This window comes from Cellulomonas humilata, from assembly GCF_030814415.1.
Classification (GTDB): Bacteria; Actinomycetota; Actinomycetes; order Actinomycetales; family Cellulomonadaceae; genus Cellulomonas; species Cellulomonas humilata_A.
Map to the genome: position 1 here is coordinate 199797 of NZ_JAUSVB010000006.1, position 12580 is coordinate 212376.

Here is a 12580-nt window from a genome sequence, read left to right on the forward strand (position 1 = left end):
ATTCGCCCGAGATGTCCCCCGTCAGCTACCAAGAAGTCCCTGACCTGCGCTTTACCTCACGGACACCTGTCGAAGACCCTGGATCAGGGCCGGGCGACCCGGTCGAGCATCCGCAGCGCCTGCTCGTGGGTGGTCGGCAGCGGCTCGATCCAGACGCGGACCGGCTGGCGCATGGAGGCGCGGACCTTCAGGAGCTCGCAGCGCCGGGCGATCTCCTGGTGGAGGGCCTCGAGCGGCGGGTGCGGGTCCTCGTCGGCGCGCGCGAGGACGGCGAAGACGCCCCCGCCCAGGGTCGCCATCGGGTGCCCGTCGCCGTAGGTCTGAATCATCGCGGCGCCCACGGCGGCGGACCGGGCGGCCCGGGTGAACGGGTCGACGTCACCGGTGGCCACGTCGATGATCACCAGGTGGTGCCCGAGGTCGGCCACGGTGCGTGACCGCTGCGTGGGCAGAGTCGCGTCGCGGTAGGTCTCCGCGAGGCGGAGCGCCAGGTACTGGCGGCTCGGCAGCCCGGACTCGGGGTCGAGCGCGGCGCCGACGACGACGGCGCCCGCCTGCGCATCGGCCCAGCCCTCGCACAGCGCGCGCATGACGGCCATCGGCGGCTCGGCGGCGCCGAGGGTCCGGTACAGGCAGGCCAGGTCGTCCAACGTCTCACCGATGCCGACGCCGTCGTAGCCCCGGGCATGGCCGAGCTCCGTGGCGGCACCGGCGGGGTCGCCCGCGGAGAGCAGGGCGGTCGCGAGCGCGTCGACGGCCGGGTGGTACCAGTCCGACGGGCGCAGCCAGACCGAGCCGACGCTCTCGTCGCGCCAGCGTTCCCGGAGCGTCGCGGGCAACGCGTCCGTCGGGACGGCACCCGAGAGGGCCGGCATCGGGGCGTTGTTGGACCCTGAGTTCATCGTCACGCTGGATGAGAGGCCAACACGTGTCGGGTGTGACGCCACTCGCGCGCCTTTTCACCCGGTGAACTTTCACCCTGCTTATATGGAAACGCCGCATATGGCAGGCTGTGCCGTCGACGAGGAATGCCGACGGGAGCCGTTCGTGTCAGCAAGCACGCAGCTGGACAGCGGTGTCACGGGAGACGCGGAGCTGATCGCCTCCGCGCGCTCCGGAGACGCTGCTGCCATCGGCGCGCTCTACGAGCGGCACGCGGGCGCCGCCTGGGTGGTCGCCCGGCAGTACTCGGACTCCCCGGAGGACGCCGACGACGTCGTCGCGGACTCGTTCACCGCCGTCTTCGGTGCCATCGAGCGGGGCAACGGACCCGAGTCGGCCTTCCGTGCCTACCTCTTCACCGTCGTGCGTCGCGTCGCCGGGCTACGTCGTGAGAAGAACCGCCGCGTCCAGCCGACGGACGACATCGCCGTGCTCGAGGCGGGCACCGCCCTGGCCGGCACCGCGGAGGAGCCCGCGCTCGCCGGCTTCGAGCGGGGGGTCGTCGCGCGCGCGTTCCACTCGCTGCCCGAACGGTGGCAGGCCGTGCTGTGGCACACCGAGGTGGAGGGCCTGACGCCCGCGGAGATCGCGCCCATCCTCGGGCTCACCGCCAACGGCGTGGCGGCCCTGGCGTACCGGGCGCGCGAGGGTCTGCGGCAGGCCTACCTCCAGCAGCACCTGCAGGACCCGCTCGACGAGGGGTGCCGGAGTGTCGCCGGCAAGCTCGGTGCCTACGTCCGCGGCGGGCTGGGCACGCGCGAGACCGCGCAGGTCGAGGCGCACCTCGAGGACTGCGGTACCTGTCGCGGGCTCCTGCTCGAGCTGGGCGACGTCAACCACGGCATGCGTGCCGTCATCGCACCCCTCGTGCTCGGCCTGCTCGGGCTGGGCGCACTCGGTGCTGCCCTGCCCGTGGGCGGCGGTCTCGCGGCTGGTGCCGCAGCAGCTGCTGCGGCAGGGGTCGGTGGCGCCGGTGCGGGCGCGGGTGGCGCGGCGGCCGGCGGCACGGCGGGGGCCGGTGCGGCGGCGACCGGAACCGTCACTGCGGTCGGTGCCGGAGCGGCGGGTGGTGCGGCCGCGGCCGGCGGTGTCGCGGCGTTCCTGGCGGCGATCCCGCTCGGGGCTGCTGCGGTCGTCGTGGGCGGCGTGGCGCTCGCCGCCGTGGCCGCCGTCGCCATCTCCAATCTGTTCGGATCCCCGGACGACGCGACGGTCGCCGCACCGGAGCCGACCGTCAGCGAGTCGGCCAGCAGCACTCCTGAGCCGACGCCCAGCGCCGAGGCGGTGGTGACGCCCCAACCCACCGACATCCCGACGCCGGAGCCCAGCGACCTGCCCACGGACGACGACGTCGTCGTGGACGACGAGGACGACTCGGCGGACCTCGCCGGTGACGTGACTGCCGACGCTCCCGCGGCGACCGTGACCACCCCGGCGCCTCCCGTCGTGCCGGCGGTCCCGCCGGCGCCCGCTCCCGCGTCGGTGTCGATCGACGTGCCGCCCGGCGGGCTCACCCTCGAGGCGGGGCTCGGCGGTCAGGAGCTCGTGGTCGGGCTGCTCAACAGCGGTGGTACGGCCGCGACGGACCTGGTCGCCGAGGTGACCCTGCCCGACGGCGTGGCGCTCGACGGCATCGCGGCGGCCGCGCTCGACGGGCTCGCCGGGGGTCGCTTCGCCGTGATGGGCGCGGCCGGCTGGCTGTGTGCCGACGGTGCCGGAGCGGGAGTCACCATCGCCCGCTGCACGCTCGACCGCCTGCCGGCCATGTCGACGTCGACCCTGGTCCTGCGCGTCTCGATCGACGAGTCGTTCGACCGGGCGGACGGCGAGATCGGTCTGCGCGTCCAGGGGGTCGGCATCGACTACGTCGCCCCGCCGATCAAGGTGGCCATCGCGCCGTCGCCGGCTCGCCTCGCGCTGCGCAGCGTGCCCACCACCGTCCCGCTGGTCAACGGCCGGACGCGTCAGCTGGACCTGCCCGTCGCGAACATGGGCGGCACGGGGGTCGCCGCCGGTGCCGGCACCGTCACGGTGCACCTCCCGACGGGCGTCACGGGTGCTGCAGTGCCCGGTTCGACGTGGCTCTGTACCGGCGCGAGCCCGCTGACGTGCCACCCCGCCGCCGTCCCTGCCCGGGCTGACGCCCCGCTCTCGCTGCTGCTGACGTCGGCGCCCACCGGGGTCCCGACCTCCGGTCTGCTGGCCGTCGAGCTGGCGCCGAGCGGGCGCCTGGTCTCCGAGACGGTCACGATGCCGTTCACCGTCCAGCGTCCCGCTGCCCTGGCGATCTCCGGCCAGAGCGCTGCGACCGTTGCCGTCGGATCGCCTGCGAGCGTCCCGCTGAGCGTGTCGAACACGGGTGAGCTGCCCGCCCAGGGCGTCACCGTGACGCTCAGCCGGCCCGCGGGGGTCGGCTTCGGGTCGCCCGCGGTCGTCCCGGGGACCTGGACCTGCTCCGACGCGTCGGCGTCGGCCGTGGAGTGCACCACCGGGGTGATCGACGCGGGGGCCACGCTGGACCTGCCCGTCAACCTCGAGGCCGTCACCGGTTCGTTCGGCGCCGTCGGCACCGTGACCGCGTCCGCGCAGGCACCCGACGCCGACCCCGCCGCCGCGTTCGGCATCGCGGTCGACGCCACCGCGCCGGTGCTCACCCTGGACGACGGCGACCCGCACGTCTGGCTGGGTGGCGGAACGGGGACTGCGTCGTTCACGGTGCGCGCGAGCGGCGCCGACGCCGAGAGCACCCGCGCCACGCTGCGGCTTCCGATCAACCTGCGTGCCGTCCTCGCCGCCGCCTCGTCGCCGCCGAACGCCTGCACCGCGTCGCCCGACGAGCGGACCGTGGTCTGCGACCTGAAGACGGTCACAGCGGGCTCGACGGTGCAGGTCCTGGTCGGCATCCGGGCGGTCGGCAGCGCGCAGGGCACCGCGTCGGTCGCGGTGGAGGCCGTCGGCGCGTCGGCGCAGAGCCAGAGCTCGGTCCAGACGTCGTCGGCCGGGCTGGACGTGCGCGGCAGCTTCACCCGGGCGGACGTGACCGAGATCGGGGCTCCGCTGCTGTCCTGCTCCCTGACCGTCTACGCGTGCGCCTCGGCGATCGAGAAGGGCGACCGGGACAACAACGCGCTCACCATGGTGCCGCTCGACGACGCGCCGCCACCCCCGGGCACACCGCGCGGCAAGGTCCCGGTGTCGTCCACCGCGCAGCTCGACGTGCCCAAGGGCCGCAAGATCCTCTTCGCCGGGTTGTACTGGTCGGCGAACATCGGACCCCGAGACACCTGGAGCGGTTCACGCGAGCTGGCGCGACTGCGCGGACCCGGAGGCACCTACGTCGACGTGGCCGGCAAGGTGCTCGCCGAGCCCACCGACAACGCCTCCCGGCAGTACTACCAGTCGTTCGCCGACGTCACCGATCTCGTGGCGGCGCGCGGCCCGGGCGCTTGGTCGGTCGCCGACGTCGCCGTGAGCGCGACGGCCACCGACCAGGACCGGACGTACTACGCGGGCTGGTCCCTCGTGGTCGTGTTCGCCGACCCCGAGTCCGACGCCTCGGTCACCGTCTACGACGGCGGGCAGTGGATCGGCACCTCCGCGGTGCCGACCGCCTTCGAGTTCGCCGCCGAGGCGGGTACGGCCGCCCGTATCGGGGTGGTCGCGTGGGAAGGCGACCGTACCGGGACCGGCGATCGGCTGGTGCTGGGCGACACCTGTGGCTCCGGCGGCACTACCCAGCGCCCTCTCCGACCGACGAGGTGGGACGGGTCGAACGGCTCCGACAACAACGCCTTCGACTCGACGGCGACGGGCTGGCGGGCGAGCAACTCGCTGGGCACGGACGCCAAGGGGTTCGGCGAGGTGACGCTGGCATGCGACGTGAGCTCGCTGACGGCGACGACCGCCGGCGACCAGTACCTCATCGGGGCGATCACGCTGCGGTCCACGCCTGTGCCCGCCATCGACGACGAGTCGGTCGGCTGACCGGTCAGTCGGCTCGTTCCGTGACGGCCGCGACGGCTGCGTCGGTGGGCACCACGCCGCCGATCAGCTCGAGGGCCAACCCCGCCGTGCGCGGCTCGTGCAGCAGCGCGACGAGGACCGCGGCGACGTCGGCCCGGGGGACCGAGCCGCGCGGCACCGAGTCGTCGAGCCGGACGGATCCCGTCGGCTCGTCGTCGGTGAGGCCGCCGGGGCGCAGGATCGTCCAGTCGAGGTCGCGGGTCCGCAGGTCGAGCTCCGCGGCGCGCTTGGCGACGAGGTAGGCGGCGAACACCTCGTCGGTCCCGGGCGGCGGGGGAGCGCCAGCGCCCATCGACGAGACGAGCACGTACCGCCGCACCCCGGCCTGCTCGGCGCCGTCGGCCAGCAGCCCGGCCGCGGCCCGGTCCACCGTGTCCTTGCGGGCGATCCCGCTGCCCGGCCCGGCGCCCGCAGCGAACACGACGGCATCGGCCCCGGCGATCGCCTCGGCGACGTCCCGCGCGTTCGCGCGCTCCAGGTCGAGGACCACGGCCTCGGCGCCGTCCGCGACGACGTCGCCGACGTGCTGGAGCTGGCGGACGAGGGCCACGGGGACGTCACCGCGCGCGGTCAGGGCCCGGGACAGGTGTCGTGCGACCTGACCGTGGCCCCCTGCGATCGCGATGCGCATGGCACCCACGGTAGGCACGAGGGCCGGGACCTGCGAGCGGAGGAGACTTTCCTCAGCCGGCGTCCCCCGGGTCGGCGAGGACGTCGAGGAGCCGTAGGTGGCTCATGCGGTCGCCGAGGCGGTGCACGTCGTCGGACCCCGCCGGCGCGAGCGAGAGGGCCGTGTACGTCTCGGCGCCGGGAAGCATCTCCGTGGCGAACTCGCGCAGCACCTCGGCGACCTCGGCCAGGTCGCCCGGGGCGCGGGCGGTCCCCTCAGGCAGGCTCACGTACAGGAGCAAGCCTGGTTGCGGGGTGGGTAGCTGTGCGGGAAGTGACATGACGTCTCCGGTGCGTGCGCGGTCCGCGGGCCCGGTCGACGGGCGGCGGTGTGGTCGGGGCCTGGTGGATCAGGACCGATGACACGCGCACGGATACGCGGCGGCGAGGCGCAGCGCAGACGTGGTCATGAGGCGACTGTCGCACGACGGGTCGCCAGCACCAAGGGAGATCCCTCGTCGTCCCAGGGCGTGGGACGGGTTAGACGACCCCGTACAACCGGTCGCCGGCGTCCCCGAGCCCCGGCACGATGTACGCCTTGTCGTTGAGGCGCTCGTCGACGGCTGCGACGACGACCGACACGTCGGCCCGGTCGCCCACGGCCTGCTCGACCACCGCGAGGCCCTCGGGCGCGGCCAGGAGGCAGACCGCCGTGACGTCGCGGGCGCCCCGGGCCAGCAGGAAGTCGATGGCCGCGACCAGGGTGCCGCCGGTGGCCAGCATCGGGTCCAGCAGGAAGCACTGGCGGCCCGACAGGTCGTCAGGGAGGCGGTTGGCGTACGTGATGGCCTCGAGGGTCTCCTCGTCGCGCTGCATCCCCAGGAAGCCGACCTCGGCCGTGGGCAGCAGGCGGGTCATCCCGTCGAGCATGCCGAGCCCGGCGCGCAGGATCGGCACGACGAGCGGGCGCGGGTCGGCCAGCTTGACGCCGGTCGTCGCCGTGACGGGGGTGACGATGTCGACGGACTCGACGTGGACGTGCCGGGTCGCCTCGTAGGCGAGCAGGGTGACCAGCTCGTCGACCAGGAGGCGGAAGGTCGGCGACGCAGTGTTCTGGTCGCGCAGGACGGTGAGCTTGTGGGCGACCAGGGGGTGGTCCGCGACGTGCAGGCGCATGGCCTCAACCTACCGGTCGCCGTACGCCATGATGCGTTCATGAGCGACGTCCTCCGCCCGTGGCAGGCGGCCGACACCTGGGCGATGGGGCTCGCGCTCGACGAGGCCCGCCGTGCGGTGCTCACCGGGGACGTCCCGGTGGGCGCGGTGGTCGTCGGACCGACCGGTGACGTCGTCGGCCGGGGCCGGAACCGCCGGGAGGTCGACGCCGACCCCACCGCTCACGCGGAGATCCTGGCGCTGCGGTCCGCCGCTGACCGGCTCGGGCGCTGGCGGCTCGACGACTGCACCCTCGTCGTGACCCTCGAGCCGTGCCTCATGTGCGCCGGTGCCACCGTGCTGGCGCGCATCCCGCGCCTGGTCCTCGGTGCGTGGGACCCGAAGGCAGGGGCGTGCGGCTCGCAGTGGGACGTCGTGCGGGACCGGCGGCTGAACCACCGGGTCGAGGTCGTGGGCGGCGTGCGCGCGGAGGAGTGCGGGCTGCTGCTGCAGCGGTTCTTCGAGGCTCAGCGCGACTGACGGGGCGTCGGCAGGGTCTCGGACAGGTCGGTGAGCGTCTCCGACGTCCCCGCGTCGAGCGTCACGGCCGCGTACCTGTCACCGCGCGTGGCGCCCCGGTTCACGACGACCACCGGCTTGCCCGTCTGAGCCGCGTGCCGCACGAACCTCAGCCCCGACTGGACGGTCAGCGACGACCCCGCGACCAGGAGCGCGTCGGCGGCGTCGACCATCGCGAAGGCCCGCTCCACCCGCTCCCGCGGCACGTTCTCGCCGAAGTAGACGATGTCCGGCTTGAGCATCCCCCCGCACGCGCTGCAGTCCGCGACGACGAAGTGGCTGGTCTGCTCGATGACGGCGTCGGCGTCCGGGGCGATCTCGATGTCCGCGACGGCTGCGGTGAACCCGGGGTTCAGCGTGTCGAGCCGGTCGGCCAGCTCCGCGCGGGAGATCACGATGCCGCAGGACAGGCAGCGCACCCGGTCGTAGCGGCCGTGCAGGTCGATGACCTGCCGGGAGCCCGCCGCCTCGTGCAGGAGGTCGACGTTCTGCGTGATCAGGCCGGTGACCACGCCGCGGTGCTCCAGGGCGGCCAGCGCGCGATGGCCCGCGTTCGGCATCGTCCGGTGCACGTGCCGCCAGCCGACGTGGTTGCGGGCCCAGTAGTGGCGGCGGAAGGCCGTGTCCGACGTGAACTGCTGGAACGTCATCGGGGTGCGCGGCGGGGAGTCGGGGCCGCGGTAGTCGGGGATGCCGGAGTCCGTCGAGACCCCCGCCCCCGTGAGCGCCGCGAGGCGGTGGCCGGCGAGCACCTCGACGACGTCCGCCAAGGAGCCTGCGGTCATCGGGCGCGCCTCCATCCGTCCACGGTACGACGGTCAGACGGCCTCGACCCGCGCGGTGTGCCCGGAGGTGCGCGCAAGGCGCTGGTCCCGCGTGAGGAGGGTCGCGTCGAGGGCCTCCGCGAGAGCGATGTACGGCGCGTCGTACGCACTGACCTGCTCGCGCAGCTGCCACGACCGGCGCAGCAGCGGCGTCACGTCGTACCGGGCCAGGGGCAGGTCCGCGAGATCGTCGACGGCGCCACGGGCGCGCCCCTCGGTCAGCGTCCTGCGTTGCGCCAGGCGTCGCAGTGCACTCAGCACCTCGACGTCGAGGTGCGCCGGGGCGTGCAGATCATCGCCGCCTGCACGGAATCGCTCGCGCAGACCGTCCGGATCGAGGAGGAAGTCGACGACCACCGACGCGTCGACCACGAGCACGTCAGTGCTCCGCGGTCAGGTGCGCGTCCCGGGCGTCCCGCTCGGACTCGATGAGTTCGACCACCGGCTGGTCTGCGCGCGGCGGCGCCACGTCGCGCGCGCGGATCCGGTCCGCGAGCTGGTCGAGCGTCGGGCGGGACCCCATCCGCACGAGCTCCGCGAGGAGGAACTCGGACAGTGACCGCCCCTCGCGAGCTGCCCGCGCCCGCAGCTCGCGGTGCAGGTCGTCGGGGACATGTCGGATCTGCACCATGACCATGTGCCAACGGTAGTGTGCATGTGTTGCACATGCAATCGTCGATTCGTGGGTCGGGCTCCCGACCAGGTACCCTTCTCGCCGAGGTAGCGTGTCCGAGCGGCCTAAGGAGCACGCCTCGAAAGCGTGTGTGGGTGAAAGTCCACCGTGGGTTCAAATCCCACCGCTACCGCCAGTCGAAGGGCCCCACCCGCAGGTTTCTGCGCGTGGGGCCCTTCGTCGTTGCTGCACAAAACGCGTAAGCGTCGCGACCGGCCGCGCCGGCTCAGGAAACCGACGGAGGCCAGCGGTGCCGACGCCACTCTTCCCACGTCGCGAAACCCGTCGGCGGGCTGTCGACAGGTTCGCTGCCGTCGAGTTCCCCGGGCGTCGGGACGCTGAAGAGGGCCGCCCACTCGGCGAGCTCCTCGTCGGACATGTGCCACGTCGTGTGCGGCTCGTCGGCGTGGCGTCGGTCGAGTCGTCTGCGTTGCTCGGCCGGTGAGAGCGCGAGATAACGCAGCTCGACCGCCGCACCGAGGTCGGCTGCAGCCTGGCGCAGCGCGGACCGCTCGTCGCGGGACCAGAGGCCGAAGTCGATGACGACGTTGATGCCGAGCCCGAGAGCGCGCAGCCCGATCTCGACGAGTCGTCCTTCGATCACGTCCGTGGCCGACGGCGGGTTCGCGAGGCCGTAGAGGGCCTTGACCCACTCGTCCTTCGTGAGGCGCAGGGCGCTTTCCTCGACCTCGATGCGCCGGGCCTCGGTGGTCTTCCCGGTGCCCGGGAGCCCCACGGTCAGGTAGAGAGTCGGTCGTGTCGTCATCACAGACCATCATCGCCGACGACCGCACGCCAAGATGTCCGCGTGATCCTCTACGCGCAGACCCCGTGGCGGCGTGCCCGCCAGCTCCTCGGTGACCTCCTCGTGCTCGGCTGGGTCGTCCTCTGGGTGCGCGTCGGGCAGTGGGTGTACGACGTCGTCGGGCTGCTCGCCGCTCCCGGTCGCACGCTCGAGGCCGCCGGTTCGTCGCTCGCGGAGAGCCTGACCTCCGCGGGAGACACGGTCGCTCGGGTCCCGCTCGTCGGCGACGACGTCCGCGAACCCTTCACCGCGGCCGGTGGTGCCGCGGACTCGATCGCGGACGCTGGTGTCGAGGTGCAGGAGGGGGTGCACCAGATGGCGCTGCTGCTGGGGTTGACGGTCGCGGCCATCCCGATCCTGCTCGTCGCCGGGGTCTGGCTGGTCGTGCGCGCCCGCTTCGTCAGTCGTGCCCGGGCGGCCGGGCGGATCCTCGACTCCGCGGCCGACCTGGACCTGTTCGCCCTGCGAGCGCTCGCGACGCAGCCGGTCCGGGCGCTCGCGCGCGTGAGCGACGACCCCGCGAACGCGTGGCGCCGTCGGGACCCCGAGGTCGTCCGCTCGCTCGCCGCCCTCGAGCTTCGCTCGCTGGGTCTGCGGGAACCGTCAGCGGCCGACGACGCTGTGGGCAGTCGATGACGTCGAGGTCGCCGACGAGGTGTCCCGGCGCAGGTAGTTCCACGCCAGGAACGCGCAGACCAGGCCGTTGAGCAGGCCCATGAGCACGTCGGAGAGGCTGTGCATGCCGCGGTAGAGCCGGGCTGTGCCGACGGCGATAGGTACCAGCAGGCAGACGACGGTGACGACCACACGCAGGGCGCGGTTCTCGATGCGCTGAGCGAGCATCGCCAGGACGACGTAGAACGCGGTCGACGCACCGGTGTGGCCGCTGGGATAGCTGGACGTGGGCGGCGACTCGTCGAGCTTCTCGACGTCGGGGCGCTCGCGGCCGACGACCAGGGCTGCGGTCATGAACACGATGGCCTGCACGGCGATGGCCTGCGGTGGCACGATCGCGAGCCACCACTGCTTGGTCCGCCACCAGAACAGGGCGACGAAGAGCACGCACGCGCCGATGATGAACTCGGTCGTGCCGATGGCGGACAGGACCGCGGTGACCGCGTTCAACGTGTCGGTGCGCTGCGTCACGAACCACTCGTTGACTGCAGCCTCGCCTGGCAGGTTGTTCAGCGGCCCCGTGATGAGGAACCCGACGCCGACGATGACGAGCCACAGACCCACGGCGGGCAGGAGCACGCGCTGGGCGAAGTCCCGCCACGCCTCCTTGCGCGTCGGTGCGGAGGTGTCCAGCTCATAGCGGTGCAGGAAGGTGTGCATCACTCTTCTCCTGGTCGGAGGGCGTCGCGGACCAGCCGCTGTAGCCCAGGTAGGACGCACCCGCGAGGGCCGTCCCGAGCGCGATCCCTGCGACGACGTCGGAGGGGTAGTGCACGCCGAGCATCACGCGGTCCACGGCGGTGAGGATGGTGCAGGTGGCGGCGACGAGCGGGACGACCACCCGTCCGCGGCGGCCGAGCAGCGGCCAGACGAGCAGTGTGAGCGTCAGGGCGACGGCCGCGGTGTTGGTGGCGTGGCCGGACGGGAAGCTGGAGCCGGGGGCGTGCGCGACGGCGTCCTCGACCACGGGACGGGCCCGCTGGACCAGGCCCTTGGCGGCCAGCTGGATGATCCACGCGGCCATGATCGTCAGGAACGCCCAGAGCGCCCGGGTGGTCAGCCCGTGCCGCCGCCAGACCCAGACGCAGACGAGCGTCGCCGCGAGGTTGACCCACTTGGCCTGGAAGACTTCCTGCCAGACGAGCAGCGCCTGGTTCAGGGCGGGGTGCTCGCGGGTGTACTCGGTCGCGGCCTGGATCACTCGCTGGTCGAACGCGACGACGGCGTGCACCTGGGCGCGGACGAGGTAGGCGAGGACGGCGACCGGGACGGTGAACGCGACGCCGAACCCGGCCGCGCGCAGGAGCGCACGGCGGCGGAGCGGCATGGGTCGCATTCCCGGAGGGTAAGTGTGAGCGCGTGGGTGTGCCCGTCGAACGGGTCAGCCGACGGTCGTGACGACCGTCCCGGCCGGCGCCAGCCAGACCAGGTCGAGCACCTCGTCCCCCACCCGGACGCAGCCGTTGGACACCGCGCCCACACCCCGCAGGGTCGTCGTGTGGATGGCCGTCACCGCGGTGCCGGTCGGCTTGTCGTAGTGGTCGATCGTCTCGCTCTGCGTCGACAGCAGGAGGACGCGCGGGGTGGTGGTGCCGGGCTCCAGCCAGCGCGTGCCCAGCAGGAACGCGGGGACGTGCGGCGTGGGCGTGCCGGGGGCTCCGGTGGCCTTGACGGGCAGGACGTGCGTCGTCGTGCCGTCGTCGACCGTGATCGTCTGCGCGGCGGTGTCCACCTGGATGGACCAGTCGGTGCCGGCCGCCGCCGTGTCCGCGGAGTCGATCCAGACGCTGCGCCCGTTGGTCTGCGCGACGTCCTGGCTGGGCAGCGCGCCCCGGGTCGCCACCATCACACGCAGCCACCGGCCGCGCTGGTCGATGACGGGGAGCGTCGTCGGCACCTCGAGCGTCAGAGCGGGCACCACACCGGCGGCTGCCCCGGCCGGTGCGACGCGGCCTGCCGTGTCCCGGTCCACCACGACGGTCCGCCAGCGGCCGAGCGCCGGGTCGGCGTTCTCCTGCTGCGTGAGGCCGTCGATGCCGGGCAGGCCGGGGACGACGTGCAGCAGGTCGATGACGGGCAGCGCGCTCAGGTCCGCGGCCGGGGGTGCGGCGACGACGGGTGCGGCGGCCTTCTCGACGGCGACCGGAGCGGCGACCACCACGGGGGCGGCGGGGGCCACCGGCTCCTGTGCGCACGCTCCCGCGAGGGCGGCCACCATCACGGCGGTCACCGTCGCGCGCACCACGGAGCTCCTGGTCATCCCCGCCATGGTGCGCCCGCGCGACCTCCCGGGCC

14 protein-coding genes and 1 tRNA gene are annotated in these 12580 nt (G+C 73.4%); 4 read left to right on the plus strand and 11 right to left on the minus strand.

What is annotated here, in order from left to right; all coding sequences use genetic code 11:
- Nucleotides 1-83 precede the first annotated feature (83 nt).
- Entirely contained in the window at nucleotides 84-902 is an 819-nt protein-coding gene (locus J2X26_RS19555; protein ID WP_307494384.1) for a hypothetical protein, read from the minus strand.
- A 145-nt stretch (nucleotides 903-1047) separates the two neighbouring features.
- On the opposite strand from J2X26_RS19555, the gene J2X26_RS19560 reads away from it, so the two are divergent.
- A complete protein-coding gene (locus J2X26_RS19560; RefSeq protein WP_307494385.1) occupies nucleotides 1048-4926 on the plus strand; it encodes a sigma-70 family RNA polymerase sigma factor in 3879 nt (1292 codons plus the stop codon).
- Nucleotides 4927-4930: 4 nt separating this feature from the next.
- Here the strand turns inward: J2X26_RS19560 and J2X26_RS19565 are convergent, their stop codons facing one another.
- From J2X26_RS19565 to upp, 3 genes are all read right to left on the minus strand, one after another.
- Nucleotides 4931-5596, minus strand: a complete 666-nt coding sequence (locus J2X26_RS19565; protein ID WP_307494386.1) for an SDR family oxidoreductase — start codon at nucleotides 5594-5596, stop codon at nucleotides 4931-4933.
- A gap of 52 nt (nucleotides 5597-5648) precedes the next feature.
- Nucleotides 5649-5864: a hypothetical protein gene (locus tag J2X26_RS19570; RefSeq protein WP_307494387.1), complete on the minus strand. Its 216-nt coding sequence runs from the start codon at nucleotides 5862-5864 to the stop codon at nucleotides 5649-5651.
- A 250-nt stretch (nucleotides 5865-6114) separates the two neighbouring features.
- Nucleotides 6115-6750: a uracil phosphoribosyltransferase gene (gene upp, locus J2X26_RS19575; protein WP_055919117.1), complete on the minus strand. Its 636-nt coding sequence runs from the start codon at nucleotides 6748-6750 to the stop codon at nucleotides 6115-6117.
- Nucleotides 6751-6789: 39 nt separating this feature from the next.
- Between upp and tadA the strand changes: the two genes are divergently transcribed.
- Nucleotides 6790-7269 carry a tRNA adenosine(34) deaminase TadA gene (gene tadA / locus J2X26_RS19580; RefSeq protein ID WP_307494388.1) on the plus strand — a complete coding sequence of 160 codons (480 nt, stop codon included), beginning with the start codon at nucleotides 6790-6792 and terminating at the stop codon, nucleotides 7267-7269.
- On the opposite strand, the gene J2X26_RS19585 is transcribed toward tadA, so the two are convergent.
- From J2X26_RS19585 to J2X26_RS19595, 3 genes are read right to left on the minus strand one after another with little or no spacing between them, the layout of a single operon-like run.
- Entirely contained in the window at nucleotides 7257-8108 is an 852-nt protein-coding gene (locus tag J2X26_RS19585; RefSeq protein ID WP_307494389.1) for an NAD-dependent protein deacetylase, read from the minus strand. The genes tadA and J2X26_RS19585 overlap by 13 nt on opposite strands.
- Before the next feature lie 18 nt (nucleotides 8109-8126).
- Nucleotides 8127-8510, minus strand: a complete 384-nt coding sequence (locus tag J2X26_RS19590) for a type II toxin-antitoxin system VapC family toxin (protein WP_307494390.1) — start codon at nucleotides 8508-8510, stop codon at nucleotides 8127-8129.
- A gap of 1 nt (nucleotide 8511) precedes the next feature.
- The gene (locus tag J2X26_RS19595) at nucleotides 8512-8769 is read right to left on the minus strand and encodes a FitA-like ribbon-helix-helix domain-containing protein (RefSeq protein ID WP_307494391.1); all 258 of its coding nucleotides are present in this window, start codon (nucleotides 8767-8769) and stop codon (nucleotides 8512-8514) included.
- A gap of 82 nt (nucleotides 8770-8851) precedes the next feature.
- Here J2X26_RS19595 and J2X26_RS19600 point away from each other — a divergent pair.
- Nucleotides 8852-8941 (plus strand) — tRNA-Ser (locus J2X26_RS19600).
- A 90-nt stretch (nucleotides 8942-9031) separates the two neighbouring features.
- Here the strand turns inward: J2X26_RS19600 and J2X26_RS19605 are convergent.
- Nucleotides 9032-9571, minus strand: coding sequence for an AAA family ATPase (locus J2X26_RS19605; RefSeq protein WP_307494392.1), 540 nt, complete (start codon nucleotides 9569-9571; stop codon nucleotides 9032-9034).
- Nucleotides 9572-9613: 42 nt separating this feature from the next.
- Between J2X26_RS19605 and J2X26_RS19610 the strand changes: the two genes are divergently transcribed.
- Nucleotides 9614-10246 (plus strand): hypothetical protein, encoded by a 633-nt coding sequence (locus J2X26_RS19610; protein ID WP_307494393.1) that lies wholly within the window; start codon nucleotides 9614-9616, stop codon nucleotides 10244-10246.
- Here the strand turns inward: J2X26_RS19610 and J2X26_RS19615 are convergent.
- Genes J2X26_RS19615 through J2X26_RS19625 form a run of 3 tightly spaced genes read right to left on the minus strand, consistent with a single transcriptional unit; the run spans nucleotide 10214 to nucleotide 12545 of the window.
- Nucleotides 10214-10945 (minus strand): phosphatase PAP2 family protein, encoded by a 732-nt coding sequence (locus J2X26_RS19615; RefSeq protein ID WP_307494394.1) that lies wholly within the window; start codon nucleotides 10943-10945, stop codon nucleotides 10214-10216. The genes J2X26_RS19610 and J2X26_RS19615 overlap by 33 nt on opposite strands.
- Nucleotides 10920-11621: a phosphatase PAP2 family protein gene (locus J2X26_RS19620; protein WP_307494395.1), complete on the minus strand. Its 702-nt coding sequence runs from the start codon at nucleotides 11619-11621 to the stop codon at nucleotides 10920-10922. Before J2X26_RS19620 ends, J2X26_RS19615 begins: the two co-directional genes overlap by 26 nt.
- Nucleotides 11622-11666: 45 nt before the next feature.
- Nucleotides 11667-12545, minus strand: coding sequence for a L,D-transpeptidase (locus tag J2X26_RS19625; RefSeq protein ID WP_307494396.1), 879 nt, complete (start codon nucleotides 12543-12545; stop codon nucleotides 11667-11669).
- Nucleotides 12546-12580: the final 35 nt, after the last annotated feature.

What these genes read in the sequence shown, in the direction of transcription:
- J2X26_RS19555 (WP_307494384.1), bottom strand. Translation starts at nt 902, where the DNA reads ATGAACTCAGGGTCCAACAACGCCCCGATGCCGGCCCTCTCGGGTGCC.
- J2X26_RS19565 (WP_307494386.1), bottom strand. Translation starts at nt 5,596, where the DNA reads ATGCGCATCGCGATCGCAGGGGGCCACGGTCAGGTCGCACGACACCTG.
- upp (WP_055919117.1), bottom strand. Translation starts at nt 6,750, where the DNA reads ATGCGCCTGCACGTCGCGGACCACCCCCTGGTCGCCCACAAGCTCACC.
- tadA (WP_307494388.1), top strand. Translation starts at nt 6,790, where the DNA reads ATGAGCGACGTCCTCCGCCCGTGGCAGGCGGCCGACACCTGGGCGATG.
- J2X26_RS19585 (WP_307494389.1), bottom strand. Translation starts at nt 8,108, where the DNA reads ATGGAGGCGCGCCCGATGACCGCAGGCTCCTTGGCGGACGTCGTCGAG.
- J2X26_RS19595 (WP_307494391.1), bottom strand. Translation starts at nt 8,769, where the DNA reads ATGGTCATGGTGCAGATCCGACATGTCCCCGACGACCTGCACCGCGAG.
- J2X26_RS19605 (WP_307494392.1), bottom strand. Translation starts at nt 9,571, where the DNA reads ATGACGACACGACCGACTCTCTACCTGACCGTGGGGCTCCCGGGCACC.
- J2X26_RS19615 (WP_307494394.1), bottom strand. Translation starts at nt 10,945, where the DNA reads ATGCACACCTTCCTGCACCGCTATGAGCTGGACACCTCCGCACCGACG.
- J2X26_RS19620 (WP_307494395.1), bottom strand. Translation starts at nt 11,621, where the DNA reads ATGCGACCCATGCCGCTCCGCCGCCGTGCGCTCCTGCGCGCGGCCGGG.
- J2X26_RS19625 (WP_307494396.1), bottom strand. Translation starts at nt 12,545, where the DNA reads ATGACCAGGAGCTCCGTGGTGCGCGCGACGGTGACCGCCGTGATGGTG.